21 protein-coding genes are annotated in these 25,266 nt (G+C 72.2%); 15 read left to right on the top strand and 6 right to left on the bottom strand.

The features are described 5' to 3' along the window. Window positions 1–73: 73 nt before the first annotated feature. Together ACQP12_RS32995 and ACQP12_RS33000 are read right to left on the bottom strand one after the other, a co-directional pair. Window positions 74–2,875: a transglycosylase domain-containing protein gene (locus ACQP12_RS32995; protein ID WP_433284014.1), complete on the bottom strand. Its 2,802-nt coding sequence runs from the start codon at window positions 2,873–2,875 to the stop codon at window positions 74–76. A gap of 194 nt (window positions 2,876–3,069) precedes the next feature. Next, a complete protein-coding gene (locus ACQP12_RS33000) occupies window positions 3,070–3,516 on the bottom strand; it encodes a DUF5318 domain-containing protein (protein ID WP_433284016.1) in 447 nt (148 codons plus the stop codon). A 174-nt stretch (window positions 3,517–3,690) separates the two neighbouring features. Between ACQP12_RS33000 and ACQP12_RS33005 the strand changes: the two genes are divergently transcribed. Further along, window positions 3,691–4,329, top strand: a complete 639-nt coding sequence (locus tag ACQP12_RS33005) for a PadR family transcriptional regulator (RefSeq protein ID WP_357944197.1) — start codon at window positions 3,691–3,693, stop codon at window positions 4,327–4,329. A 23-nt stretch (window positions 4,330–4,352) separates the two neighbouring features. Further along, the gene (locus tag ACQP12_RS33010; RefSeq protein ID WP_357944603.1) at window positions 4,353–5,432 is read left to right on the top strand and encodes an inositol-3-phosphate synthase; all 1,080 of its coding nucleotides are present in this window, start codon (window positions 4,353–4,355) and stop codon (window positions 5,430–5,432) included. Between the two features lie 63 nt (window positions 5,433–5,495). Here the strand turns inward: ACQP12_RS33010 and ACQP12_RS33015 are convergent, their stop codons facing one another. Next, window positions 5,496–5,975, bottom strand: a complete 480-nt coding sequence (locus tag ACQP12_RS33015; RefSeq protein ID WP_357944195.1) for a methylated-DNA--[protein]-cysteine S-methyltransferase — start codon at window positions 5,973–5,975, stop codon at window positions 5,496–5,498. A 70-nt stretch (window positions 5,976–6,045) separates the two neighbouring features. Between ACQP12_RS33015 and ACQP12_RS33020 the strand changes: the two genes are divergently transcribed. The 4 genes from ACQP12_RS33020 to ACQP12_RS33035 are packed head-to-tail and all read left to right on the top strand — an operon-like array spanning window position 6,046 to window position 9,737. Next, entirely contained in the window at window positions 6,046–6,555 is a 510-nt protein-coding gene (locus ACQP12_RS33020; RefSeq protein WP_433284019.1) for a SigE family RNA polymerase sigma factor, read from the top strand. Continuing rightward, entirely contained in the window at window positions 6,552–7,643 is a 1,092-nt protein-coding gene (locus tag ACQP12_RS33025) for a hypothetical protein (RefSeq protein ID WP_433284021.1), read from the top strand. The genes ACQP12_RS33020 and ACQP12_RS33025 overlap by 4 nt, the downstream gene beginning before the upstream one ends. Before the next feature lie 17 nt (window positions 7,644–7,660). Continuing rightward, window positions 7,661–8,203 (top strand): hypothetical protein, encoded by a 543-nt coding sequence (locus tag ACQP12_RS33030; protein ID WP_433284023.1) that lies wholly within the window; start codon window positions 7,661–7,663, stop codon window positions 8,201–8,203. A gap of 28 nt (window positions 8,204–8,231) precedes the next feature. Next, on the top strand, window positions 8,232–9,737 hold the full coding sequence (locus ACQP12_RS33035; protein ID WP_357944185.1) for a flotillin family protein: 1,506 nt from the start codon (window positions 8,232–8,234) through the stop codon (window positions 9,735–9,737). Window positions 9,738–9,803: 66 nt separating this feature from the next. On the opposite strand, the gene ACQP12_RS33040 is transcribed toward ACQP12_RS33035, so the two are convergent. Together ACQP12_RS33040 and ACQP12_RS33045 are read right to left on the bottom strand one after the other, a co-directional pair. Continuing rightward, entirely contained in the window at window positions 9,804–11,846 is a 2,043-nt protein-coding gene (locus ACQP12_RS33040) for a S8 family serine peptidase (protein ID WP_433284025.1), read from the bottom strand. 167 nt (window positions 11,847–12,013) lie between these two features. Beyond that, entirely contained in the window at window positions 12,014–13,474 is a 1,461-nt protein-coding gene (locus ACQP12_RS33045; protein ID WP_433284027.1) for a CCA tRNA nucleotidyltransferase, read from the bottom strand. Window positions 13,475–13,605: 131 nt separating this feature from the next. Between ACQP12_RS33045 and murJ the strand changes: the two genes are divergently transcribed. From murJ to ACQP12_RS33080, 7 genes are all read left to right on the top strand, one after another. Further along, complete coding sequence (gene murJ, locus ACQP12_RS33050; RefSeq protein ID WP_357944178.1) at window positions 13,606–15,345, top strand: murein biosynthesis integral membrane protein MurJ; 1,740 nt, start codon at window positions 13,606–13,608, stop codon at window positions 15,343–15,345. A 430-nt stretch (window positions 15,346–15,775) separates the two neighbouring features. Further along, window positions 15,776–17,389 carry a protein kinase family protein gene (locus tag ACQP12_RS33055; RefSeq protein ID WP_357944175.1) on the top strand — a complete coding sequence of 538 codons (1,614 nt, stop codon included), beginning with the start codon at window positions 15,776–15,778 and terminating at the stop codon, window positions 17,387–17,389. 43 nt (window positions 17,390–17,432) lie between these two features. Next, window positions 17,433–18,164, top strand: coding sequence for an RNA polymerase sigma factor SigM (sigM, locus tag ACQP12_RS33060; RefSeq protein ID WP_433284030.1), 732 nt, complete (start codon window positions 17,433–17,435; stop codon window positions 18,162–18,164). Further along, the gene (locus ACQP12_RS33065) at window positions 18,161–19,132 is read left to right on the top strand and encodes a hypothetical protein (RefSeq protein ID WP_433284032.1); all 972 of its coding nucleotides are present in this window, start codon (window positions 18,161–18,163) and stop codon (window positions 19,130–19,132) included. Before sigM ends, ACQP12_RS33065 begins: the two co-directional genes overlap by 4 nt. A 177-nt stretch (window positions 19,133–19,309) precedes the next feature. Then, the gene (trxB, locus tag ACQP12_RS33070) at window positions 19,310–20,263 is read left to right on the top strand and encodes a thioredoxin-disulfide reductase (RefSeq protein ID WP_433284034.1); all 954 of its coding nucleotides are present in this window, start codon (window positions 19,310–19,312) and stop codon (window positions 20,261–20,263) included. Window positions 20,264–20,301: 38 nt separating this feature from the next. After that, window positions 20,302–20,625, top strand: a complete 324-nt coding sequence (gene trxA, locus ACQP12_RS33075) for a thioredoxin (RefSeq protein WP_073836974.1) — start codon at window positions 20,302–20,304, stop codon at window positions 20,623–20,625. A 188-nt stretch (window positions 20,626–20,813) separates the two neighbouring features. Then, on the top strand, window positions 20,814–21,974 hold the full coding sequence (locus ACQP12_RS33080; RefSeq protein ID WP_433284036.1) for an N-acetylmuramoyl-L-alanine amidase: 1,161 nt from the start codon (window positions 20,814–20,816) through the stop codon (window positions 21,972–21,974). A gap of 12 nt (window positions 21,975–21,986) precedes the next feature. On the opposite strand, the gene ACQP12_RS33085 is transcribed toward ACQP12_RS33080, so the two are convergent. Then, window positions 21,987–22,652 carry a GNAT family N-acetyltransferase gene (locus ACQP12_RS33085; protein ID WP_357944161.1) on the bottom strand — a complete coding sequence of 222 codons (666 nt, stop codon included), beginning with the start codon at window positions 22,650–22,652 and terminating at the stop codon, window positions 21,987–21,989. A 294-nt stretch (window positions 22,653–22,946) separates the two neighbouring features. On the opposite strand from ACQP12_RS33085, the gene ACQP12_RS33090 reads away from it, so the two are divergent. Both ACQP12_RS33090 and ACQP12_RS33095 read left to right on the top strand, forming a co-directional pair. Beyond that, window positions 22,947–24,260 carry a PLP-dependent aminotransferase family protein gene (locus tag ACQP12_RS33090; RefSeq protein WP_355054527.1) on the top strand — a complete coding sequence of 438 codons (1,314 nt, stop codon included), beginning with the start codon at window positions 22,947–22,949 and terminating at the stop codon, window positions 24,258–24,260. A 7-nt stretch (window positions 24,261–24,267) separates the two neighbouring features. Beyond that, window positions 24,268–25,266, top strand: coding sequence for a D-alanine--D-alanine ligase family protein (locus ACQP12_RS33095; protein ID WP_433284039.1), 999 nt, complete (start codon window positions 24,268–24,270; stop codon window positions 25,264–25,266).

Consider the following 25,266-nt stretch of genomic DNA (forward strand, 5'->3'; position numbering starts at 1 on the left):
ACAAATTCCGCCACGCGAAACGCCGACGGCGGCCGGACCAGGTGGTCCGGCCGCCGTCATGAGGCCGTGGGCGTCAGTATGTCCGGGTCGGTGGTGTGCTCGGTAGCAGGCCACCACCGCGGCCACCGGTGTTGCCCGGTCCCGGCGGCAGGCCCGGCCCCGTGTTGCCGCCGTTGTTGCCGCCGCCGTTGTTGCCGCCGCCGTTGTTACCGCCGTTGCCATCCGGGCAGAACAGGCCCAGCGGGTCACAGCCCGGCTGGCCCGGCTGGCCCGGCAGCGGCACCTCCGGCGGCGGCGCCGTGCCGTTGCCCGCATCGTCCTTGCCGACGTGCGCGGCCGGCGGGAAGTCCACCTTCTCCTCGCCCTTGAGCGCGTCGTTCATGAAGCGCTGGAAGATGGCACCCGGCATCTTGGCACCGCTGATCTTGTTGCCGTTCTTGTCCTCGATCGCCTTGCGGGCGCCCTTGTTGCCGACCCAGACGGCGGTGGCGAGTTGCGGCGTGTAGCCGATCATCCAGGCATCGCCGTTGTCCAAGGGGTGCTTCGGGTCGCCGAGTTCCCAGGTACCGGTCTTCTCGGCGGCCTTGCGACCGTCGTCGAGCCGCCGGTTCACCTGGCCCGGGTACTGCTCCAGCACCGAGGTGACGTCCGCGACGATGTCCTTGTCGATCCGCTGCTGTCCCTTGAGCTTCTCCCCGCCGACCGTGTCCCACTTGCCGGTGTCCGGGTTCTGCTTCTGCACCAGCTTCACGAAGTGCGCCTTGTTGTAGACGCCCTGGTTGGCGAAGGTGGCCACGCCGTTGGCGTGGTCGAGCACGGTGATCGGGTACTGGCCGTAGCCGATCACGTTGAAGAAGGGCGACGGGGCCAGGTCCTTGGGGTCGGCCTTGGTGAGGTCGTACGCCTTGGCGGGGTTGGTGTCGGTGCGCCACATCGTGGTGACGCCGGCCTGCTTGGCCATGTCGAGCACCTTGTCCGGGCCGATCTGCTCGGTGATGTAGTAGAACGGCACGTTCAGCGACTTGAGGGTTGAGAGTTCGAGGGTGCAGGAGTCGCCGCAGGAGACCCGGTCGGCGCCGGCGTTGCTGACCTTGAACTTCGTGTCCTTCGGGGTGAACGCCGAGCCCTTCCACCGCGACTTGATCGAGATGCCCGCCTTGAGCGCCGCCGCCAGGGTGTAGATCTTGAAGCTTGAACCCGGCGAGTGCCCTCCGGAGATCACCCCGTTGTCCACGTTCTTACCGGCGTAGTCGGTGCCGGTGCCGTTGTCCCCGCCGTAGTAGGCGAGCACCCGACCGGTCTTCGGGTCGATCGACACCACGGCGGCCATCAGGTTCTTCGGATGCCCGTTGAGTTCCGAGCCCTTCTTGGACGGCTGGGCGGCCTCGACCGCCGCCTCCTGCATCTTCTTGTCGATGGTGGTGGTGATCTTGTAACCGCCCCGGCTCAGCGCCTTCGCGCAGAGCGGGATCTTCTCGGTCACCTCGGCCTCGTTGTCGGTGCAGAGCTTCATCTCGCGCAGTTCCTGCGAGACGTAGTTGACGATGTTGCCGTACGGGGTGTCGATGCCGAACCCGCCGCCGTTGTTCTTCGACGGCTTCTGCAGCGTCTTGGTCGGGTATTCAGTGGGGTGCGGCGGCATGTTCGCCGCGTCGAGCCACTTCTCGGTGATCATGCCGTTGATGACGTAGTTCCACCGGTCCAGCGCGGCCTGCTGGTTGATCGCCGGGTCGTAGCCCTTGTGCGTGGCGCTCGGCTCGGGCTGCTTGATGAGCGCGGCGAGCACGGCCGCCTCCGCCACGGTCAGCTTGGAGACGTCCTTCTTGAAGTACGTCTGCGCCGCCGCCTGGATGCCGTACGCGCCCCGGCCGAAGTAGATCACGTTCAGGTAGTGCTGCATGATCACGCGCTTGTCGTACTTGTCGTTCAGCTTGGAGGCGAGGATCGCCTCCTTCACCTTGCGGCCGTACGTGTCCTGGTTCAGGTTGTCGAACGCGTTGCGGGCGTACTGCTGGGTGATCGTCGACGCGCCCTGCTTGTCGCCGCCGCTGATGTTGTTCCAGGCGGCCCGGGCGATGCCCTTGTAGTCCACACCCGAGTGCCGGTAGAAGTTCCGGTCCTCGGCCGCGGCGACGGCGTGCTGCACCCAGTCCGGGATCTGCTCGATCGTCACGAGCTGCCGGTTCTGGTCGCCGATCTTGGCGATGGCCGTCTTGCCGGTGCGGTCGTAGATGGTCGTCGACAGCGGCGGGATGGTGTCCTCGGGGAGCAGCACCTTCTGCGAATACCAGGTGAAGCCGACCACGCCCATGCCCGCGAGCATGATGAAGACGGCGAACCCGGCGATCATCATGTTCATCCGCCGGCGCTTCTTGGCCCGGGCCGGATCCCCACCACGGCCACCGCGGCCGCCCGAGCCGGGACCGGTCGGGCCGCCCGGGCCACCGGGGCCACCGCCGGCGAAGCCGGCCCGGCCCACCGAGGCGCGGCCACCCACCGCCGCGGAGCCCACGCTCGCCCGCCCCGCGCTGCCGACGCTCGCCGCGCCCACCGAGGCGCGTCCGGCCGGGCCGGCCGGGGAGATCGGCACGGAGGCACGGCCCGCGCCCGCGCGCCCGGAGACACCGGGCGCCGGGGAGATCGGCACCGAGGCCCGCCCGGGGCGGCCCACGGAGGCCGAGCCGGCGGCGCCGCCGACCGAGGCCCGGCCGCCGGACGCGGAGCCGCGCGGCGTCACGGAGGCCCGGGCCGAGGCAGCGCCCTCCGACCCGGAGGACCAGCCGTTCCCGTGCGAGTTCCGGGGAGAACCGGGCTCGCCGTTCGGGCCCGGGATCTGGGCCCGCCCACGCGAAGAACTGGGATCGCCGTAGTTCATTCCTCACACCCTGCCGGTCGCGGTGGGGCGCGGGCGCGCCGCCACCGGGTTGCCGTGAGATGGAACACGAGACGCTACACCCCGGGCGCGCCCGGGCGCAGGCGTCAAATCCGACCTATTCGGATCAATCAGACCTAGTAGCTGTCGGTCGCCCCGCCCTGGAGTCGGGCCGGGATCGATCGGGACAGCCAGGTTCACCGTTGCGCCTCTCGCCTTCGCCGAGGGGTGGAGCCGGCCGCGGTCTCCTGCTGCACCGCCTCCTCCGTGCCGCCGGCCAGCCCGTCCCGGCCGAGCAGGTACTGCTCGACGAGATGGTTCCAGTCGCAGCCGGGGCACACCTCCACCACGAACACCTGGAACTCACGCAGCGTCATGGCCAGGACCGGCAACTCCGCCCGGGTGCGCGCCTGGCCGGCCGACTGCTTGAGTTCGTCGCCGTAAATGTAGTGGACGTGGATGAGGTTCTCACTGCGGCAGATCGGGCAGCGCTCATCGGTGGGCTCACCGTGGAAGCGGGCGGCGTTCTTCAGGTACGGCGAGGCGTCGCAGACGTCGTAGGTGCCGATCCGCCCGGTGAGAAGTTCACGCAGCACCGCTCGCTTCTGGAGCGAGTAGTCGACGACCTGGCGCTGCGTACGCATGCGGGAAAGGGTACGCGGTCCGGCGGGGTGAGGCGACCACCGTCACGATCCGTGACGGCAGAACCTCGAATTCGGGGGTTTGCCCTGATCATGCGTCTCCGCTAACGTGCGATGTATCGGTTCGATACATCGCGGCGGTTACCGCTCCGCGCCAGGGGTAAGAAGGGATGGCCCGTGCTCGAGTTCGCCATCCTGGGTCTCCTGCAGGAGGCTGCGATGCACGGCTACGAGCTGCGCAAGGAGTTGACCGCCAAGCTCGGCGCGATCCGGGCGGCGATCAGCTACGGCTCGCTCTACCCGACCCTGCGCCGGCTGCAGGCGGCGGGATGGATCACCGAAGCCGACGAGACACCCGCCACCGCCGAGGAGGTTCCCGCGCTGACCAGCCGACGCGGTCGGGTGGTCTACACCATTACCGCGGAGGGCAAGGAACGCTTCGCCCAGCTCATAGCGCAGGCTGGACCCGAGACGTACGACGACACGGGCTTTGGCGTGCACTTCGCGTTCTTCGCCCGGACCGACCAGGCCACCCGGCTCCGGATCCTGGAAGGTCGTCGTCGAAAGATCGAGGAGCGTCGCGAAGGCCTTCGTGACGTGCTCGGCCGGGCGGCCGAGCGGCTCGACGCGTACACCCTGGAACTGCAACGCCACGGGCTCGACGCCTGTGAGCGCGAGGTCCGCTGGCTGGAGGAGCTCATCGCCAACGAGCGCTCCGGCCGGGCCCCGACGGTCCCCCAACCCGGGACGGCCGGCGGCCGAGGAGAAAACGACAGCCCGCCCCCGCCTGGAGAGTCCAGGAAAGAGCGGCCGTGATGAAGAAGAAGGAGGCAGACGTTATGGGCTCCGTCCGCGTCGCCATCGTCGGTGTGGGTAACTGCGCCTCGTCCCTCGTGCAGGGCGTGGAGTACTACCGGAACGCCGACCCGAACGACCGCGTCCCGGGTCTCATGCACGTCACCTTCGGCGACTACCACGTCTCCGACGTGAAGTTCGTCGCGGCGTTCGACGTGGACGCCAAGAAGGTGGGCATGGACCTCGCCGAGGCCATCGTGGCCAGCGAAAACAACACCATCAAGCTGTGCGACGTGCCGCCGACCGGCGTCACCGTGCAGCGCGGTCCGACCTTCGACGGTCTGGGCCAGTACTACCGCGAGATCATCGAGGAGTCGGACGCCGAGCCGGTCGACGTGGTCAAGGCGCTGCGCGACGCGCAGGTCGACGTGGTCGTCTCCTACCTGCCGGTGGGCTCCGAGCAGGCCGACAAGTTCTACGCCCAGGCCGCGATCGACGCGGGCTGCGCGTTCGTGAACGCCCTGCCGGTCTTCATCGCGTCCGACCCCGAGTGGGCCAAGAAGTTCGAGGACGCGGGCCTGCCGATCGTCGGTGACGACATCAAGAGCCAGGTCGGCGCCACCATCGTGCACCGCGCCCTGGCGAAGCTCTTCGAGGACCGCGGGGTCGAGCTGCTGCGCACGTACCAGCTCAACTTCGGCGGCAACATGGACTTCATGAACATGCTGGAGCGCAACCGCCTGGTCTCGAAGAAGATCTCGAAGACCCAGTCGGTGACCTCCCAGATCCCGCACGAGATGCAGAAGAGCGACGTGCACATCGGCCCGTCCGACCACGTGCCGTGGCTGGACGACCGCAAGTGGGCGTACATCCGCCTGGAGGGCCGCTCCTTCGGTGACACCCCGCTCAACGCCGAGCTCAAGCTCGAGGTGTGGGACTCCCCGAACTCGGCCGGTGTCATCATCGACGCCGTCCGGGCCGCGAAGATCGCGCTGGACCGGAAGATCGGTGGCCCGATCCTCTCCGCCTCCTCGTACTTCATGAAGTCCCCGCCGAAGCAGTACGCCGACCACGACGCGCACGCCGCCGTCGAGGCGTTCATCGCCGGCGAGGTCGAGCGCTGACGCGCTGAGCACACCGAGAGAAGGCCGGGTCCGCGCGGACCCGGCCTTCTTCCTCGGCGTACCTCAGGACCAGGCGCGCCGCAGCGCCACGGCCGCTTCGAGTTCGAGCAGGGTCACCTTGCGCGGCAGCCCGCCGCCGAAGCCCACCAGCTTGCCGCCCGCCCCGACGATCCGGTGGCAGGGCACGATCACGGGGATCGGGTTGCGGTTGCAGGCCACCCCGACCGCCCGGGCGGCCCCCGGATCCCCGACCGCCCTCGCCACCTCGCCGTAGGTCTTCGTCTCCCCGTACGGGATGAGGGTCATCTCCCGCCAGACCGCGCGCTCGAACTCCGAGCCACGCGGCGCCACCACCGGCACGGTGAACCCGGTCAGCTCACCGGCGAAGTACGCCCGCAGCTCGGCCACCGCCCGCCGGGCCACCTCGTCGCCGGGCTCGTCCGTCGCCGACGCCACCCGGCCGAAGTGCGCCCCGCGAACTGCCTCGGTGTCGGTGCCGACGGAGAACTCCCCGATCGGCGAGTCGAGCACGGTCCAACGCATGTCGCCCATTGTCCCGCGCCATGAGGCAAAGTTCCTCCCGCCCCGGGCGTCTGAGCTACGGAGGTGGGCGGTGGCAGAGGTCGACGGGGAGTTCACCGCGTTCGTCAACGAACGGGGAGCGGCCCTGCTGCGCGTCGCGTACGCGCTGGCCGGGAACCAGCACGCGGCGGAGGACCTGCTTCAGAACGCGCTGGCCAAGGCGTACGCCCGCTGGCCCCGGATCCGCGGCGACGCGGAGCCGTACGTGAAGCGGATCCTCTACCACGACCAGGTCTCCGGTTGGCGGCGCCGGGCGCGGCGCCCCGAGGTGCCGCTGGCGGAGCTGCCGGAGCGGGCGGCGACCGGCGAGGACAGCGACCTGCGGCTGCTCCTGCGGGACGCGCTGCGGGCGCTGCCGCCCCGGCAACGGGCCGTGCTGACTCTGCGCTACCTGGAGGACCTGAGCGTCGAACAGACCGCCGCGCTGCTCGGCTGCCGCAGCGGCACGGTGGCCAGCCAGAGCGCCAAGGCGCTGGCCAAGCTACGGCAGCTGGTGCCGGGGCTGGACGAACGGACCAGCCGAGCGGAGGTGACCCGATGAGCACGTCGCTGGACGAGACCCTCCGGGCGGCCGTACGCGAGCTCGCGGACGATGCCGGCCCCGCCCCGGACCTGGCCGTCCGGGCGCTCGGCCGCGGTCGCCGGCTGCGCCGCCGGCGCCGCGCCACGGCGGCCGCCGCCGCCCTGGTCGCGGTGGCCGCCGTGACCCTGCCGTTCGTGCTGTTCCGCCCCCGGCCGACCCCGCCACCCGCGACGCCGTCGGTGACCACGATCCCGTCGCCGGCCGCGCGACCCACCCCGGGCCCGGACTGGGCCGGGAAACCGCTGGTGCTGCCCGGCGACTGGGTGGTGACCAGGGCGCAGGCGGCCGGCGGGTCGGGCGGCGGGGTGCTGCTGGACCGCAGCCGCGGCCGGTACTTCGCCACCGACCGCTACGACGGCATCTTCCCGGCGCCCACCGGCTCGCTCGTGGCGGTCCGCGACGACGACCGGCCCAGGGACGTCGGCCTGTTCGACCTGGCAAGCGGCAAGACCCGCTGGTACGAGGTGGGCCGGGCGCTGTCCGTGCCGCGCTGGTCGCCGGACGGGCAGCGGCTGCTGTTCACCACCCACCAGCTGGACCACTTCGGCTTCATCGTGCTGCACCTGGACGGCACCAGACAGACCCATCCGGTGGGTCTCCTCGGCTGGCCCTGCGCGGACACCTGCGAGTTCACCTGGATGCGGGACGGCCGGGAGGTGGCGCTGACGCTGAGCAAGCGGCGCTCGGAGAGCTGGCCCCGGGACCTCGCCAAGGGCGTACAACTCCTGTCGGTCGACGACGGCCGGCCCACCCGGCTGGTGACCATGCCCGGCGGGCCGGCCGGTCCGGACGCCTGGTCGCCGGACGGGAAGTTCGTGGTCGTCCAGGGCCTGACCGAGCCGTTGCTGGTGGAGACGGCGACCGGCCGGGTGGTGAACCCGCTGCCCACCGCCGACGTCGTCTGGGTCACCGACGACCGACTCCTCTACCGGTGGCCGTACGGGCAGCGGCACTTCGTGCTCGCCGACACCGCCGGCCGGGAACTGGTCCGCCAGCCACTGCCGAAGCAGCTGATCGATCTTGAGGTGAGTGTCGCTCCCCGCTGACCGTTCAGCGATCGTTGATGTTGCACGGCGTCGATACCGTGCAGGTCGTGGCCACGGGGACGCTCATCTTCCTGATCATCGGCGGGGTCGGGGTCGGGGTGCTGACGCTCGCCCTGCTCGGGTCGGGCGTGCTGCACCTGGGCCATCCGGACGTCGACGGGCCGGTGTCGCTGGAGGCGGTCGCCGGGTTCACCGGCGCGTTCGGCTTCGGCGCCGCGATCGTCAACGAGCTGCTCGGTGGGCGTACCCCCGGGATGATCGCGGCGGCGGCGGCCGGTGGCGTGCTCGCCGCCGTGCCCACCGCCTGGCTGGCGGCCCGGCTCAGCCGCGCGGCCCGGAACATGCGCACGGACGCCACGCCGACCCGGGACGACCTGGCCGGCGCGATCGGCCTGGTGGTGACCCCGGTCCCCGCCAACGGCTACGGCGAGGTCCGGGTACGCCTCGCCGGCCAGCCGGTCAAACTCAACGCCCGCGCCGACGGACCCATCCCGGTCGGCGCCCGGATCTTCGTGGTCGAAGCGCTCAGCGAGACCAGCGTGCACGTCGAAACCTACTGAATTCCCCCAGCACAGACGGGACCTCACCATGCCCCTGCTCGTCGCCATCGGCGGCGCGGTCCTCCTCGCCGTCGTCCTCGTCCTCTTCGTGCTGTCCCGGATCAAGGTGGCCGGCCCGAACGAGGCGTTCATCGTCACCGGCCGCAAGGGCCGGACCACCCAGTCCGCCGACGGCATCCGGTCCACCGACATGTCGGGCCAGAAGGTCGTGCTCGGCGCCTCGGTCTTCGTGCTGCCGGTCGTGCAGAAGCTCCAGTCCCTCGACCTGTCGAGCCGGCGGATCGACGTCGGCATCAAGGGCGCGGTGAGCAAGCAGGGCATCCGCACCGACCTGCACGGCGTGGCCATCGTCAAGGTCGGCGGCACCGAGGACGCCATCCGCGCGGCCGCCCAGCGGTTCCTGCACCAGCAGGACGAGATCGAGGACTTCACCCGGGAGGTGCTGGCCGGCGCGCTGCGCTCGATCGTCGGCCGGCTCACCGTCGAGGAGGTCATCCGGGACCGGGCCGCGTTCGCCAGCGCGGTCGCCGAGGAGGCCGAGCACTCGATGACCAACCAGGGCCTGGTGCTGGACACCTTCCAGCTCCAGGACATCCTGGCCGAGGGGTCCTACCTGGCCGACCTCGGCCGGCCCGAGGCGGCCCGGGTGCTCAAGGACGCGGCCATCGCCGAGGCGCGGGCCCGGCAGCAGGCCGAGCAGGAGCGGCTGCTCGCCGAGGAGGCGATCGCCGAGGCGAACCGGAACCTGTCGCTCAAGCAGGCCGCCATCCAGGCCGAGATCGACGCGGCCAAGGCGAAGTCGGCGGCGGCCGGCCCCCTCGCCCAGGCCGAGCGGGACCAGGCGATCCTGTCCGAGCAGCAGAAGGTGGCCGAGCGCAACGCCGAGCTGAAGCAGCGCCAGCTCGACACCGAGGTGCGCAAGCCGGCGGACGCGGCCCGTTACAAGGTCGAGCAGGAGGCCGAGGCGGCCCGCAACGCGGCGGTGCTCAACGCGGACGCGCAGCGGCAGGCCACCATCGCCGCCGCCCAGGCCGCCGCCGAGCAGGCCCGGCTCACCGGTGAGGGCGAGCGGGCCCGGCGGGCCGCGCTGGCCGAGGCGAACGCCATCGAGGGCGCCAAGGAGGGTGAGGCGGAGCAGCGCCGGCGTTCCGCGATCGCCGAGGCCGTCGAGCGCGAGGGTCAGGCCGAGGCCGCGGCCATCCTGGCCAAGGGGCAGGCGGAGGCCGACGCGATGGCGCGCAAGGCCGAGGCGTTCGCCGCGTACGGTGAGGCCGCGGTGCTGGACCTGCTGGTCAAGGTGCTGCCGCAGGTGGTCGAGGCGGCCAGCGCCCCGATCGGCGCGATCGACAAGATGACCGTCATCTCCACCGACGGCGCGTCGTCGCTGACCAAGTCGGTCGCCGGCAACGTGGCGCAGGGCCTCCAGCTCGGCAGCGACCTCACCGGCATCGACCTGGCCGGGCTGCTCGCCAAGCTGGGCAGCGCGCACACGAACGGCAAGAACACCGTGGACGGCACCACCGTCACCCCGTGACCTGACACGACGGCGCCCGCCGGTTTCCCCTGCTGGGGACTCCGGCGGGCGCCGTTATGTGGACGGTCAGATGACCGCGACGACGAACTTCTCGCCGATGCCGAGACCCAGGGTCCCGCTGTCCCAGTCGATGGTGCGGCTGGAGATGAGTTCGCTGGCGCCGGTGCTGCCAGCCGTGACCGCCTGCCCGTCGATGTCCGCCCGGAGGTAGATCGAGCCGTCCGGGTTGTAGTCGAGGAAGTCGAACGTCTCCCAGACGCCGATCGAGTCCGACCGGGCGATCAGCGGCTTGGCGCCCGCGCTCTCCGCCACGACGAACTTGTTGTTCGCCAGCGACCGGATGCCGACGTAACCGTCGCCGGCGCTGACGATCTCGAACTTCTCCCAGGCCCCGACGCTGGCGGACCGGGCGATCAGCGGCTTGGCGCCGCCGCTCTCCGCGGTCACGAACTTGTTGTTCGCCAGCGACCTGATGCCGACGACCGGGGCCGGCGCGTCGAAGTCGAACTTCTCCGCCGTGCCGATGGCGGTCTTGCTGGCGATCAGCGGGGAGGTGGTGCTCGGCGCGGTGACGTACCGGCCGTTGACGGTCGCCTTCAGGCTGATCGTGCCGTCGGTGTTGTCGACGATCTGGAACGTCTCCCAGGCGCCGATCGAGGCGGACCGGGCGATCAGCGGCTTCGCGCCGCCGCTCTCCGCGGTCACGAACATGTTGTTGGCCCGCGCCCGCAGCCCGACCAGGCCACTGCCGGCGTCGACCACGTCGTACTTCTCCCAGGCCCCGATGGTGGTGCCCCGGGCGATCAGCGGCTTCGTGCCGCCGCTCTCCGCGGTCACATAGCGGCCGTTGACCCGGGCCTTGAGCCCGTACGAGGCGCGGGCCGTCGGGACCGTGCCGACGTGCAGGAGCCGGTCGATCGAGCCCATGGTGTCGTGCACGGCGCCGCCCACGCCGGTGGTGACGACGGCGTCCCGCACCTGCTGCGGGGTCCAGGTCGGATGCGCCTCGAGCAGCAGCGCGGCGGCGCCCGCCACGTGCGGGGAGGCCATCGAGGTGCCGTTCATCGCCACCGAACCGTCGGTGGTGCCCATCGCGGCGGAGACGATGCCGGTGCCCGGTGCGAAGGTGTCCAGGCAGGGGCCGTAGTTGGAGAACCAGGCCCGGAAGTCGACCTGGTCGGTGGCGCCGACCGTGATGGCCGCCGGCACGCTCGCCGGGGAGACACCGCAGGCGTCCCGCCAACTGTTGCCGGCCGCCACGGCGTACGTGATGCCGGAGGCGATGGAGCCGGCGACGGCCTCGTTGACGGCCTGGTCGGTGACGCTGAAGCCGAGGCTCATGTTGGCCACGGCCGGCCCGGTGGCGTGCGCGGTGACCCAGTCGATGCCGGCGACCACCTGCTCGCTGTCACCGCTGCCCTCGCAGTCCAGCACCCGGACCGCGACGAGCTTGACGTCCTTGGCCACGCCGTACTTCGTGCCGCCGATGGTGCCGGCGACGTGCGTGCCGTGACCGTCGCAGTCCTGGGCCACGTCGTCCTTCTCGATGGCGTCGTAGCCGTAGCTGGCCCGCCCGCCGAAGTCCTGGTGGGTGATGTCGATGCCGGTGTCGATGACGTACGCGGTCACGCCGGCCCCGGTCGCCGGGTAGGTGTAGACGCCGTTGGCCTTCGCCGTGGTCTGGTCGATCCGGTCCAGGCCCCAGGACGGCGTGCCGCTCTGGCTGCCGGTGGCCGACGCGCGCTGCACCTGCTGGACGTACGCGACATCCGGATCCGCGGCGAGGCGCTCGGCCTGCCGGCGGTCCATGCTGGCGGAGTAGCCGTGCAGCGCCTTTCCGAAGACCCGGCGGACGGTGCCGCCGTGCTCACCGGCGAGCGCCGACGCGGCGGACCGCACCTTCGCGGCGCTGGCCCTGCCGTCCTTCAGGACGACGATGTAGCGGCCGGGGACCGCCTCGGCCGCGTCGGCGCCCCGGACCGGAGCACGCTTCGGGCCGGCCGGGTCGGCGAGCGCGGGGCCGCCGCTGGCGGCGCAGATGATGGAGGTTGCCGAGGTGAGGGCGAGCCCCACGAGGGCAGAGCGGCGCAGCGCGCCGTGGTGTCTCACTGAGAGTTCTCCCCGTGTCCAGCGACCGTCCGGACCGGACGGGCGGATGCGATCAGAACCGCCTCACCCTCGAACGGGGAGGCCGGTGATGACCAACATCATGCGGGAGACATCTACCGTCGCGCGTCAACCGTTCGGTCGACACGCCGGCGTATCGTCGTCAGCCCTCAGCCGAGGACGCCCTGCTCCCGGGCCCAGCGCAGCAGCTCGGCCTCGGCCTCGTCCCGCTCCAGCGGGCCGCGCTCCAGCCGCAGCTCCTTGAGGTGTTGCCAGGCGCGCCCGACGACCGGCCCCGGCGGCACGCCGAGCAACTCCATGATCGCGTTGCCGTCGAGGTCGGGACGGACCCGAGCCAGATCCTCCTCGGCGGCGATCCGGGCGACCCGCTCCTCCAGCGCGTCGTAGTCGGCGGCGAGCTGGGCCGCCTTGCGCCGGTTGCGGGTGGTGCAGTCGGAGCGGGTCAGCTTGTGCAGGCGGGTCAGCAGGTCACCGGCGTCGGTGACGTACCGCCGGACCGCCGAGTCGGTCCACTCGCCCCGGCCGTACCCGTAGAAGCGCAGGTGCAGGCCGACCAGCTTGACGACCTGGGACGTCACGTCCTTGGGGTAGCGCATGGCCTTCATCCGGGCCTTGGTCAGCCGGGCGCCGACCACCTCGTGGTGGTGGAAGCTGACCCGGCCGTCCGGGCCCACCGCCTTGGTGGCCGGCTTGCCGACGTCGTGCATGAGCGCGGCCATCCGCAGCACGAAGTCGCAGCCGTCCTCCTCCATCGACATGGCGTTGGCGACCACGGTCAGTGTGTGCTCGTAGACGTCCTTGTGCTGGGCGTGCTCGTCGATCTCCAGCTTGAGCCCGGTCAGCTCCGGCAGGAAGCGCTCGGCCAGCCCGGTGTCGACCAGCAGCCGCAACCCGGTGATCGGGTCGGCGCCGCAGAGCAGCTTGGTGAACTCGTCCCGGATCCGCTCGGCGGTGATCCGGTCCAGGTCGGCGGCCATCCGGGTCATCGCCGCGCGGACGTCCGGGTGGACCGTGAAGCGCAGCTGGGCGGCGAACCGGGCCGCGCGCAGCATCCGCAGCGGGTCGTCCCGGAACGACTCCTGCGGCGTGCCGGGGGTACGGATGATCTTCGCGGCCAGGTCGGCCAGGCCGCCGTACGGGTCGGTGAACCGGTGCTCGGGAACGCTGACCGCCATGGCGTTGACGGTGAAGTCCCGGCGCTTGAGGTCGTCGACCAGGTTCGTGCCGTACTCGACCACGGGGTTCCGGCTGACCTGGTCGTACGCCTCCGCGCGGAAGGTGGTGATCTCCAGCCGGAGCCCGTCGCGCTGGCAGCCGATGGTGCCGAACTCCCGCCCGGTCTCCCAGATCGACTCGGCCCAGCCGCGGATGATCCGGATGGTCTCGTCCGGGTGGGCGTCGGTGCAGAAGTCCAGATCGTCACCGAGGCGGCCGAGCAGGGCGTCCCGCACCGAACCGCCCACCAGGTGCAGCTCGTGACCGGCCTGGACGAAACGCCGGCCCAGCTCGTCGGCGACCGGCGAGACGCGGAGCAGTTCGGCGACGGCGTTGCGCTGCGCGGCGGTCAGGTCGCGGCGGTCGGCGGCGTGGGAGGCGGAGACTTCGGACATGGGATCGCCAGCCTATCGGGCCGGGGCCGTGGCTCCTGCGCCGGGCGCGGGTAACGGGCCGGGGTTGACTAAGGTTTCGGTTGGGCGGGACCAGCGAGGCCGGCTCTGGCGTACCCCTTGGAGGCTGGGAGATGAGCGGCGGGCTCTACCGCAGCGCGAACGCGCACGGCGACGGCCTGCCGCCGGACGACGGCGCCACCTTCATCTCGGCGGAGCCGCTGAACCAGCCGGGGGTCGAGGCCACCGCGCCGCCCCAGGAGGTGGTGGCGGAGACCAGCGCCGCGGCGAACAGCGCGGTGATGGCGATCGGCAGCCTGGTGAGCCGGGGCACCGGCTTCATCCGCAACCTGATGATCGGCGCCGCGCTCGGCAACGCGGTCGGCAACGTGTACACCACCGCCCAGTTCCTGCCCAACCAGGTGTACGAGTTCCTGCTCGGCGGCGTGCTCACCAGCGTGCTGATCCCGGTGCTGGTCCGGCGCCGCAAGCTCGACCCGGACCGGGGCGAGGCGTACGCCCAGCGGCTGCTCACCCTCGCGGTGCTCACGTTGGCCGCCGCCGCGCTGCTGGCGGTGGTCTCCGCGCCGGTGCTCACCGCGATCTACGCCGCCGGCAAGGACGCCACGTACAAGGGACTGGTCAACGACCTGTCCTACCTGATGCTGCCGATGCTCTTCTTCACCGGCGTGAGCGCGCTGATCGCCGCCGTGCTGAACACCCGGGGGCACTTCGCCGCACCCATGTGGGCGCCGATCCTGAACAACCTCGTGGTGATCGGCGTCTTCGGCCTCTACATCGGCGTCCACGGCGCCAAGGCGCTACGGCCGGACCAGATGACCACCGGTCGGATCCTGCTGATCGGCGGCGGCACGCTGCTCGGCGTGGCGGTGCAGGCCGCCGGCCTGCTGCCGGCGCTGCGCAAGGTCGGCTTCCGGTGGAAGTGGCGGTTCGACTTCCGCGAGCTGGGCCTGCGCGAGCTGGCCCGGCTCGGGGCCTGGATGTTCTGCTACGTCGGGGTCAACCAGCTCGGCCTCTTCGTGGTGGTCAACCTGCTCACCCGGGCCGCCGGCAAGGAGAACGCCGGCCTGCTGATCTACAACAACGTCTTCCTGCTGCTGATGATGGCGCACGGCATCATCGCCGTCTCGATCATCACCGCGCTGATGCCCCGGATGAGCGCCGCCGCCGGCGAGGGCCGGTTCCGCGACGTCACCGCCGACCTGTCCCGCGGCACCCGGATGGTCACCGCCGTCCTCGCCCCCGTCGCGGTCTGCTACGCGGTGCTGGCCGGCCCCATCTCGGTCGTGATCTTCCGGTACGGCGCCTTCACCGGCGAGAACGCGGTGGCCACCTCGACCGTGCTGCTGGTGGCGGCGATCGGCCTGGTGCCGTTCGCGATCAGCCAGCTCTTCACCTTCGCCTTCTACGCGCTGCCGGACACCAAGACCCCGGCGCTGATCAACATTCCGGTCGTGGCGCTGCGGGTGCTCCTCCAGATCGGCCTCTTCCTCGCCTTCTCGGCCACCTTCGCGGCGGCCGGCATGATGCTCGGCAACGCGATCTCGTACGTGGCGGCGGCGGTGATCTCGGCGCTCCTGCTGCGTCCCCGGGTGGGCCGGATCGGGCTGGGCGGGATCATGCGGACCATGGGCCGGGTGGTGATCGCCGCGCTGGGCGCGGCCCTGGTCGGCCTGCTGGTGGTCCGGCTGCTTCCCGGCGACCCGGCGCACCTGAGCTGGCTGGCCGCCGCGGTCCAACTGGTGATCGGCGGCGCGGTGATCGGCGTGACCTACCTCGGGCTGGCCATGGCGTTGCGGATCGGCGAGATCACCGAGGTGGTGGGGATGGTCCGCCGCCGGCTCGGGCGGTGACCTCGACCAGCACCGATGACGGACGGTGAACGACGATCACCAGCCTGGGGATACGGCTGTGGATAACTCAGGGTTCCCCCGCCCAATGGGCCTCTCGGCCTGTGGACAACCAACCGTACGGCCGAGGGTGACCGGCGGGAGCAGGGGAAACACACCGGTGTCACGGAGGCCGCCACACCGGTGCGCCCCTGCGCCGACTACTTGCCGTCAACATCTAGATTGAGCGTGCGTGTCCCAGCGACGTGGCCCGGCCGGGCCGTTCACCCGACCGATCCCCACGGTCACTGGCGTCCCACCGGCTACGGCGGGAAGATGACATGTCGGAGAACCGGGCATCCCGGGTAAGGTCACTCTCGACGGGCACGGCGGGTGCCGACGCGGGCGTCGACACCGGTCTGCCGGTTCCAGCCAAGGCAGAGCGGGAAGCCACATGCCCAGCAGCACGGGTCCATCGATCGACACGATCACCGAGGGAGGACGGGTGACCCAGGTCGGCGAGGGTCAGGAGGCGGAGGAGACCTCTCCTCCGGTCGTGACCTTCGGTGCTCCCGCGGTCGGTGAAGTCCTGGCCGAGCGGTACGAGCTGGTCGAGCACATCAACAACGACAGCGCGGGCCGGCTGGTCTGGCGCGGGGTCGACGTCGTGCTGCGCCGTCCCGTAGCGGTGGTCCTCCGCTACCCGGGTGGCGACTCCGCCACCGAGATGCTCCAGGCGGCCGTCGCGGCCAGCCGGGTGATCCACCCCAACCTGGTCGGCGTCTACGACGCGATCGACGAGGCCGACCGGGCCTACGTGGTCCGCGAATGGGTGGACGGGCAGTCGCTGCGCGAGATGGTGACCGCCGACGGTCCGCTGGACCCGGCCCGGGCCACGGCCATCGGCAGCGCCGTCGCCAGCGCCCTCGCCGCCGTGCACGCCACCGGCATGGTGCACGGCAACGTCCACCCCGGCACCGTGATGATCAGCGACGACGGCCGCGTGGTGCTGGCCGACGCGCGCACCGACGGTGCGGACAGCCAGGAGAACGACCTGCGGGCGGTCGGCGGGGTGCTCTACTTCGCCCTGACCGGCCACTGGCCGCACGGCGAGGCCCCGCTGCACGGCGCCACCGCCGGCCACGGGCGCGCCGCCCTGCCCGACGCCGTCCGGGACGCCGGCGGCGCCATCGCCGCGCCCCGGCAGGTGCGCGCCGGGGTGCCCGCGTACCTCGACGACCTCACCATGGACCTGCTCGACTCGGAGATCGCCCCGCCCTCGTCCGACGTCCTGTCGGCCGAGCTGAACCGGCTCGACATCCCCGCCGACGAGCACTTCCTGGATCAGCAGGCCGGTCCGCTGCGCTTCACGGCCGACACCGAGGACGAGCCCTCGCCGCTGGCCGCGGCCGGCGGCCGCAAGGTCGCGCTGGGCATCGCCGCCCTGCTGGCGGTGGCCCTGGTCGGGCTGCTCATCGGGATCAGCGCCCTGGGCGACGACAAGGACCCGGGCAAGGAGCCGGTGGCGCAGCCGTCCAGCAGCGCGCCCGCCGGCGGCACCACCGCTCCGGCCGCGCCGGTCCGCAAGCTCAACATCCAGGACGTCCGGATCATCGACCCGGAGAGCCGGGACCGCGCCGAGGTGCGGAACGCCGAGAAGGTGATCGACGGCGACCCGAACGAGGGCTGGGAGACCGCCAGCTACCGGAACAACGGCAAGTTCGGCGGTCTGAAGAAGGGCATGGGGATCTGGATCGACCTCGGCGCCCCGCACACGGTCAAGTCGATCAAGGCCACCCTGTCCTCCACCGGCGCCTCGGCCGAGCTGCGCGCGGGCAAGGGCGAGTTCCCGTCCAGTTCCTCGGGCGACAAGGATCTCGTGGCGGCCTACACCGAGCGGATCGGGCAGCCGTTCGAGGACCACGACGGCACCACGATGGTCTTCGACGGGTTCAACCCGGAGGCGAAGTACCAGTACCTCCTCTTCTGGATCACCGAGCTGCCCGCGAAGGACAGCGGCGGCGGCTGGAAGCTCGGCGTCCAGGAACTGACGGTCGAGGGCTCGTGACCCGTTCGCCGCACCCGGTGCACCACCTCCGCCGGACGTGGTGATGGCGGGTCGCGGTGGGCGTACGCCCGAGCCGGCGACCGGGGACGGCCCGCCGGCCGGGGTGTCCGACCTCGACCTGCTGCGGGCGCACGTCGCCGGCGACCGGGACGCCTTCGCCGAGCTGTTCCACCGGCACCGGGACCGGCTCTGGGCGGTGGCCCTGCGGACGGTCGGCGACCGCGAGGAGGCCGCCGACGCCCTGCAGGACGCGCTGCTGTCGGCGCACCGCGCCGCGGCCCGGTTCCGGGGTGACTCGGCGGTCACCACCTGGCTGCACCGGATCGTGGTCAACGCCTGCCTGGACCGGATCCGGCGGCGCCAGACGCACGCCACGGTCCCGCTGCCGGACGGCGTACACACCGACGGGGAGCCCGGCCGGCACACCGGCGGGGTGGAGCCGGCCGCGCCGGCCCGGGACCACGACACCGCCCTGGTGGTCCGGCAGGCCCTCGCCGCGCTGCCGGTCGAGCAGCGGGCGGCGCTGGTCCTGGTGGACGTGCAGGGCTATCCGGTGGCCGAGGTCGCCCGGATGCTCGAGGTCGCCGAGGGGACGGTGAAGAGCCGGTGCGCCCGGGGTCGGGCCCGGCTGGCCGTGCTCCTGGGGCATCTGCGGACCGGCTCCGACGAGGTCGCGGACGTGCCGCGGGTCACCGGTGGGAACCCGCGGCCACCCGAGGGCGTCGGATCCACGTCGGGACGGTCCCGGCGGGATGCCAGCCAGGAGGAGACGTGACTTCCCGGGAGTTCAGCGAGGTCGACCACGACCTGCTCGCCGACTACCTCGGCGGGGCGCTGGACGGCACCCCGGAGCAGGCGACCGTCGCCCGGCTGGTCGAGCGGGACCCGGCCTGGACCGAGGCGTACGAGGCCCTGGCCCGGGCCGTCGACCTCGTCCAGGCGGACCTGGCCGGCTGGGCCGCCGAGCCCGGCCCGGAGCTTCCGCAGGCCGTGGCCGACCGGATCACGGCGGCGCTCGCCGGCGCCGGCCCGGCCCCCACCGGCGACCTGGCGTCCGACCCTCCCGAGCAGGCCTCGACCCCGGCCGCCGTGCCGGCACAGCCCGGCCGGGGCACCCTTCCGGCGGGCGGGACGGGCCGGCCGGGCCGGAACACCGGGCCGGGGCGCCGTGCCCGCCGCTGGACGCGGCTCGCCGGACCGGTCGCGCTGGCCGCCGCCTCGGTGACCGCGGTCGGGTTCGGGATCGGTCACCTCGTCGACACGGGCGCCGGCCGGATCACCGGGGCGGCCGACAGCGCGGGCAGCCGCGCCGACGGCAAGGCGGCCGCTCCGCTGGCCGCCGGGCCCTTCCAGACCACCGGTCCGGCCCTGCACAGCGGCACCGACTACACCCCGGACTCCCTCTCCCGGATCCCGGGCGGAGTCGCCGGGCCCTCGGCGGCGGCGAGCGACAAGGCGAACTCCGGGGGTGGACCGGAGGGGCAGCGGGTGTTCGAGGCCGCCGGGCTGGACCGGCTGGCCCGCCCCGAGGCGCTGGCCTCCTGCCTGTCCGAGATCGGCGCGGAACACCGCGGCGGCCCGCTCACCGTCCACCTGGTCGATTACGCCCGGTTCCAGGGCAGCCCGGCGCTGGTGGTGACCTTCACGGACGGGGGCGGCGCCCGGTGGGCCTGGGTGAGCGGACCCGAGTGCGGGGTCCCCGGGTCCGGCGCGGACACCCGCTTCACCACGCGGGTAGGGTGAGGTCGCGGTCACCCGGGCGGGTCTGCCACGTGACGTGACCCACCGGATGACCGGCTCGGGAATCCCCGCTTCGTACGATGACGTTCTGCAAGTCAGGTGCCGCTGTCGCTGAGCTGTCGGCACTCGGGATCGACATCGGTGCGCGCCGGTGACGAACACACACATCGGGAGACGGCAGTGGACGAGGTCCGCAACCTGATCATCATCGGCTCCGGGCCGGCCGGCTACACGGCGGCGGTCTACGCCGCGCGCGCCAACCTCAAGCCGCTGGTCATCGAGGGCGTGCAGTCCGGCGGCGCGCTGATGACCACCACCGAGGTGGAGAACTTCCCCGGTTTCGCGGACGGCATCCTCGGCCCCGAGTTGATGGACAACATGCGCAAGCAGGCCGAGCGGTTCGGCGCCGAGTTCCTCACCGACGACGTGACCCGGGTCGAGCTGAAGGACACCGGCGAGGTCGGCTCCAACACGGTGAGCACCGTCTGGGTGGGCGAGACCGCCTACCGTGCCAAGGCGATCATCCTCTCCACCGGCTCGGCCTGGCGCCCGCTGGGTGTGCCGGGCGAGCAGGAATACCTGGGCCACGGCGTGTCGTCCTGCGCCACCTGTGACGGCTTCTTCTTCCGTAACCAGCACATCGTGGTGGTCGGCGGCGGCGACTCGGCCATGGAGGAGGCCAGCTTCCTCACCCGGTTCGCCGAGTCGGTGACGATCATCCACCGCCGCGACTCGTTCCGCGCCAGCAAGATCATGGCCGCTCGCGCCCTCGGCAACGAGAAGATCAAGGTCGAGTGGAACAGCGTGATCGAGGAGATCCTCGGCGACGACGGCAAGGTCAGCGGCGTACGGGTGCGCAACGTGCACAACGGTGAGAGCAAGGTGCTCGACGTCACCGGCGTGTTCGTGGCGATCGGTCACGACCCCCGCAGCGAGCTCTTCCGCGACCAGGTGGACCTCGACGACGAGGGGTACGTGAAGGTGCAGGCGCCGAGCACCCGGACCAACATCCCGGGTGTCTTCGCCGCCGGTGACGTGGTCGACCACACCTACCGGCAGGCCATCACGGCGGCCGGCACGGGCTGTGCGGCCGCCCTGGACGCCGAGCGCTTCATCGCCACCCTGCAAGGCTGAAAGATTTTCACGAACAGGTCCCGGAGGAGGGGTTCATAGTGGGAGCAACCAAGGCGGTCACGGACGCGAGCTTCGCGAGCGACGTGCTGAAGTCCGACAAGCCGGTTCTGGTCGACTTCTGGGCGGAGTGGTGCGGTCCGTGCCGCAAGGTCTCGCCGCTGCTGGAGGAGATCGCGGGCGAGATGGGTGACCAGGTCACCATCGTCAAGCTCAACATCGACGAGAACCCCGAGACGGCGCGCACCTACCGGGTGATGTCCGTGCCGACCCTGACCATCTTCAAGAACGGCGAGCCGGTGCAGTCCATCGCCGGCGCCAAGCCCAAGGGTGAGCTGGTCAAGCTCATCGAGTCGGCGCTCTGAGCCGACGCCCGACACCGCCGGAACCCCCGTCCGCCCGATCCCGGGTGACGGGGGTTCCGCGTTCCTTACCTGTGGCGAATTCGTGATCGTCGGTGACCGGCCACGGTACGCTCCGTAAGGCGTCCCCAGCGGGGAAGCACCTCCGTCGGAGTCTCCGGCCAGCCAGCGTCCGTGCAGAGGGGGTCGTCGTGCGTCCGATCCGACCCGGTGACCGGGGACCCGCGGTGGCCGAGATCCGCACCGTCCTCACCGGCCTGGAGTTGCTCCCGGCCGGCCGCGGAGGCGAGGAGTTCGACGCGGAGACCGAGCGCGCCGTCCGGGCGTTCCAGCAGTCCCGCGGCCTCAGCGTGGACGGGCGGGTGGGCGCGGAGACCTGGCGGGCGCTGGACGCGGCCCGCTGGCGGTTCGGCGCGCGCACCCTCTACCACGCGGTCCCCGAGCCGCTGATCGGCGAGGACGTCCGGTCGCTCCAGGAACGGCTCCTGGAGATGGGGTACGACGTGGGCCGCGCCGACGCCATCTACGGCATCCGCACCTCCCGCGCCGTCGCCCAGTTCCAGCGGGAGATGGGGCTGAAACCGGACGGAACGTGCGGCCCGCACACCATCAACGCGCTGCGCCGCCTCGGCCGGAAGGTGGTCGGCGGGCGGCCGCAGTGGCTGCGCGAGTCCGACGCCATCCGGCAGGCCGGGCCGACGCTGGTCGGGCGGACCGTGGTCATCGACCCGGGGCACGGCGGCACCGACCCGGGCGTGGTCGTGCCCGACGGCCCGCTGCGCTGGACCGAGGCGGACCTCGTGCACGACCTGGCCAGCCGGCTGGAGGGGCGGCTCGCCGCGGCCGGCGTACGCGTGCAGCTCACCCGGGGCCCGTCCCCACGGACCTGCCTGCCGGACGCGGACCGCGCCCAGCTGGCCAACTCCCTCGGCGCCGACGTCTTCATCTCCCTGCACACCGACGGGCACGCCAACCCGGCGGCCGACGGGGTGGCGACCTACCACTACGGCACCGACAACGGCGTCACCTCCGCCACCGGGGAGCGGCTGGCCGGGCTGGTGCAGCGGGAGATCGTGGCCCGCACCGGGCTGCGGGACTGCCGCACCCACGCCAAGTCCTGGGACCTGCTGCGCCTGACCCGGATGCCCGCGGTCCGGGTCGAGGTGGGCTACCTGACCTCACCGGCCGACCGCGACCGGCTCGTGGACCCCCGGTTCCGGGACCGGCTGGTCGAGGCGATCGTCGCCGCCGTGCAGCGGATGTACTACCCGATCGAGCGGGACGTGCCCACCGGCTCGATCGACGTGAGCGAGCTGCGGGCGGTGGTGGCCGCCGGCACGGTGGTCGACTGAGCCGCCCGGGCCTCAGCTCATCGAGCGGGTGGCGGGAGCCGGGCGGACCGGGCGGAGCAGCGTCTCCGGGCTCATCGAGCCGAGGAGCTTCTCCAGCGCGTACTCGACGTCGGACTTCCAGCTCAGCGCCGTGCGCAGTTCCAGGCGGAGCCGGGGGTAGCGCGGGTGCGGCCGGACCGTCTTGAAGCCCACCGAGAGGAAGAAGTCGGCCGGCGCGAGGCAGGCCCGGGTCGGGTTGTCCCCGTCGTCGCCGAACTTCGCGTCGCCGAACGCCTCGATCGCCTTGATCCCACGCTTGGTGAGATCCCGGGCCACCCCCTGGACCAGCATCCGGCCCAGGCCGCCCCCGGCGAACGACGACACCACGTTGGCGGTCATCAGCAGCGCCGCGTCCGCGGAGACCGGCGAGGTGGGAAACGCCATCGAGCGCGGGACGTACGCGGGCGGGGCGTACATGACGAAACCGGCGGGCATGCCGTCCACGTACGCGAGCTTGCCGCAGGAACCCCACTCCAGGAGCGTCTGGGAGACCCAGGCCTCCTTCTCCAGCCCCGGGTCGCCGGCGGCGCACGCGCGCTCGGCCGAGACCGGGTCGAGCTCCCAGTAGACGCACTGCCGGCAGGAGCGGGGCAGGTCCTCCAGCGTGTCCAGGGTCAGACTGACCAGACGTCGCGACATGAGCACCCCACCCATAGGCCCGGAGCGGAGACCACCGAGGTCTCCCGCCGCCTTACTGCCCCCGACGAGCGATCGTACGCTCCCGCCCGACGCTACGGGAGAGGACGCGCGAACGCCCACCCGAGCCGGGGAGAGGGGCCGGTCCGGGATGTGGACGTACCCACACGGTGGGCCCGGTGCTGGCGGGCGCCGACTACGATCGACCAACCGGCCTTCCGCGCGCCGCCATGGTTGCCGGCATCGCGGGTACCACACCGGGCGGCAGCCCCGCCGACACCCGATCGAGGTGATGTCATGACCGGCACGACGCTCGACGACTACACCGACCGGTACGCCCGGCGGGTCCGGGGGATGACGGCCTCCGAGATCCGGGCACTCTTCGCGGTGGCCAGCCGGCCGGAGGTGGTCTCGCTCGCCGGTGGGGCGCCCTACATCGCGGCGCTGCCGCTCGACGCGGTCGGCGAGATGCTCGGCCGGCTCGGCGCCGAACACGGCGCCACCACCCTGCAGTACGGCATCGGCCAGGGCACCCCGGAGCTGCGCGAGCGGATCTGCGAGGTGATGGCGCTGTCGGGGATCGACGCGTCGTGCGGCGCCTCGCCCGAGGACGTGGTGGTCACCGTCGGCGGGCAGCAGGCCCTCGACCTGGTGGCCCGGCTCTTCCTGGACCCGGGTGACGTGGTGCTCGCCGAGGGCCCGACCTACGTCGGCGCACTCGGGGTGTTCCAGGCCGCCCAGGCCCAGGTGGCGCACGTGCCGATGGACGCCGAGGGGCTGATCCCGGAGGCGCTGGAGGCGGCCATCGCCGACCTGGCCCGGGCCGGCCGGCGCGTGAAGTTCCTCTACACCATCCCGACCTACCAGAACCCGACCGGCGTGACGCTGAGCGAGGAGCGGCGTGAGCGGGTGCTCGACATCTGCGAGCGCGCCGGGCTGTTGGTGGTCGAGGACGACCCGTACGGTCAGCTCGGTTTCGAGGGCGAGGCGCCCGCGCCGCTGCGGGCCCGACGGCGCGACGGGGTGTTCTACCTGAGCACCTTCTCCAAGACCTTCGCGCCCGGCCTGCGGGTGGGCTGGATCCTCGCCCCGCACGCGGTCCGCGACAAGCTGGTCATCGCCAGCGAGGCGCAGATCCTCTGCCCCAGCGGCTACGCGCAGGCCGCCGTTTCGACCTACCTGGGCACCATGCCCTGGCGGGAGCAGCTCAAGGTCTACCGCGAGGTCTACCGTGAGCGCCGGGACGCCCTGCTCGACGCGCTCGCGGACCTGATGCCGGAGGGCACCACCTGGACCACCCCGGCCGGCGGTCTCTTCGTCTGGGCGACCCTGCCGGACGGCCTCGACTCCAAGGCGATGATGCCGCGGGCGGTCGCCGCCCGGGTCGCCTACGTGCCGGGCACCGGGTTCTACGCCGACGGGACCGGTGCCGGCAACATGCGGCTCAACTTCTCCTTCCCGCCGCCGGAGCGGATCCGCGAGGGCGTCCGCCGGCTGGCCGGCGTGATGGAGCAGGAGATCGCCATGCGCAAGGTCTTCGGCGCGGTCGGCGGGGCGGGTCCGCGGCGCCGGCAGGGCGGCTCGGACGCGCCCGGTCCCGACTTGGCATGATTCCCGCATGTCCGTCAGCCCTGCCGCGCACACTCCCGTGACCGGATCCGCCGCCACCGACGAGCTGCACGTGCTGGTGCTCGCCGGCGGGCTCTCCTACGAGCGGGACGTCTCGCTCCGGTCCGGCCGGCGGGTGCTCGACGCGCTGCGCGCGGTCGGCGTGGAGGCCGAGCTGCGGGACGCCGACGTGGCGCTGCTGCCCGCCCTGGCCGCCGACCCGCCGGACGCCGTGGTGATCGCCCTGCACGGCGCCACCGGCGAGGACGGCTCCCTGCGGGGTGTGCTCGACCTCTGTGGCGTGCCCTACGTCGGCTGCGACGCCCGCGCGTCCCGGCTCGCCTGGGACAAGCCCTCGGCCAAGGCGGTGCTGCGCGAGGCGGGCATCCCGACGCCCGACTGGGTGGCGCTGCCGCACGACCGCTTCTCGGAACTGGGCGCGGTGGCCGTCCTGGACCGGATCGTCGACCGGCTGGGCCTGCCGCTGATGGTCAAGCCCGCGCAGGGCGGCTCCGGACTGGGCGCCGCCGTGGTCCGGGACGCCACGTCGCTGCCGGCCGCCATGGTCGGCTGTTTCGCGTACGACCAGACGGCGCTGGTGGAACGCTACGTGCCCGGGATGGACGTGGCGGTCTCCGTCCTGGACCTGGGCGAGGGCCCGCAGGCCCTGCCGCCGGTCGAGATCGTGCCCCGCAACGGCGTCTACGACTACGCGGCCCGCTACACCGCCGGCCGCACCACCTGGCACGCACCGGCCCGGCTCGACGCGGAGACGACCCAGCGGGTGACCCAGGTGGCGCTCGCCGCGCACGCCGCGCTCGGCCTCCGCGACCTCTCCCGCGTCGACCTGATCGTCGACGCGGACGGGCAGCCGCACGTGCTGGAGGTCAACGTCTCCCCGGGGATGACCGAGACCTCCCTGTTGCCGCTGGCCGTCCAGGCGGCCGGTCTGGACTTCGGGCGGGCGCTCGGCACCCTGGTGGGCCGCGCCGCCGCCCGCCGCCCCTGA

The sequence above is a fragment of the Micromonospora sp. CA-244673 genome, from assembly GCF_050948395.1.
Taxonomy (GTDB): domain Bacteria; phylum Actinomycetota; class Actinomycetes; order Mycobacteriales; family Micromonosporaceae; genus Micromonospora.

Bases quoted from the DNA above. Each gene is read 5' to 3' on its own strand.
- ACQP12_RS32995 (WP_433284014.1), bottom strand. From the start codon at position 2,875: ATGAACTACGGCGATCCCAGTTCTTCGCGTGGGCGGGCCCAGATCCCG.
- ACQP12_RS33000 (WP_433284016.1), bottom strand. From the start codon at position 3,516: ATGCGTACGCAGCGCCAGGTCGTCGACTACTCGCTCCAGAAGCGAGCG.
- ACQP12_RS33010 (WP_357944603.1), top strand. From the start codon at position 4,353: ATGGGCTCCGTCCGCGTCGCCATCGTCGGTGTGGGTAACTGCGCCTCG.
- ACQP12_RS33015 (WP_357944195.1), bottom strand. From the start codon at position 5,975: ATGCGTTGGACCGTGCTCGACTCGCCGATCGGGGAGTTCTCCGTCGGC.
- ACQP12_RS33025 (WP_433284021.1), top strand. From the start codon at position 6,552: ATGAGCACGTCGCTGGACGAGACCCTCCGGGCGGCCGTACGCGAGCTC.
- ACQP12_RS33030 (WP_433284023.1), top strand. From the start codon at position 7,661: ATGTTGCACGGCGTCGATACCGTGCAGGTCGTGGCCACGGGGACGCTC.
- ACQP12_RS33035 (WP_357944185.1), top strand. From the start codon at position 8,232: ATGCCCCTGCTCGTCGCCATCGGCGGCGCGGTCCTCCTCGCCGTCGTC.
- ACQP12_RS33045 (WP_433284027.1), bottom strand. From the start codon at position 13,474: ATGTCCGAAGTCTCCGCCTCCCACGCCGCCGACCGCCGCGACCTGACC.
- murJ (WP_357944178.1), top strand. From the start codon at position 13,606: ATGAGCGGCGGGCTCTACCGCAGCGCGAACGCGCACGGCGACGGCCTG.
- ACQP12_RS33055 (WP_357944175.1), top strand. From the start codon at position 15,776: ATGCCCAGCAGCACGGGTCCATCGATCGACACGATCACCGAGGGAGGA.
- sigM (WP_433284030.1), top strand. From the start codon at position 17,433: ATGGCGGGTCGCGGTGGGCGTACGCCCGAGCCGGCGACCGGGGACGGC.
- ACQP12_RS33085 (WP_357944161.1), bottom strand. From the start codon at position 22,652: ATGTCGCGACGTCTGGTCAGTCTGACCCTGGACACGCTGGAGGACCTG.
- ACQP12_RS33090 (WP_355054527.1), top strand. From the start codon at position 22,947: ATGACCGGCACGACGCTCGACGACTACACCGACCGGTACGCCCGGCGG.
- ACQP12_RS33095 (WP_433284039.1), top strand. From the start codon at position 24,268: ATGTCCGTCAGCCCTGCCGCGCACACTCCCGTGACCGGATCCGCCGCC.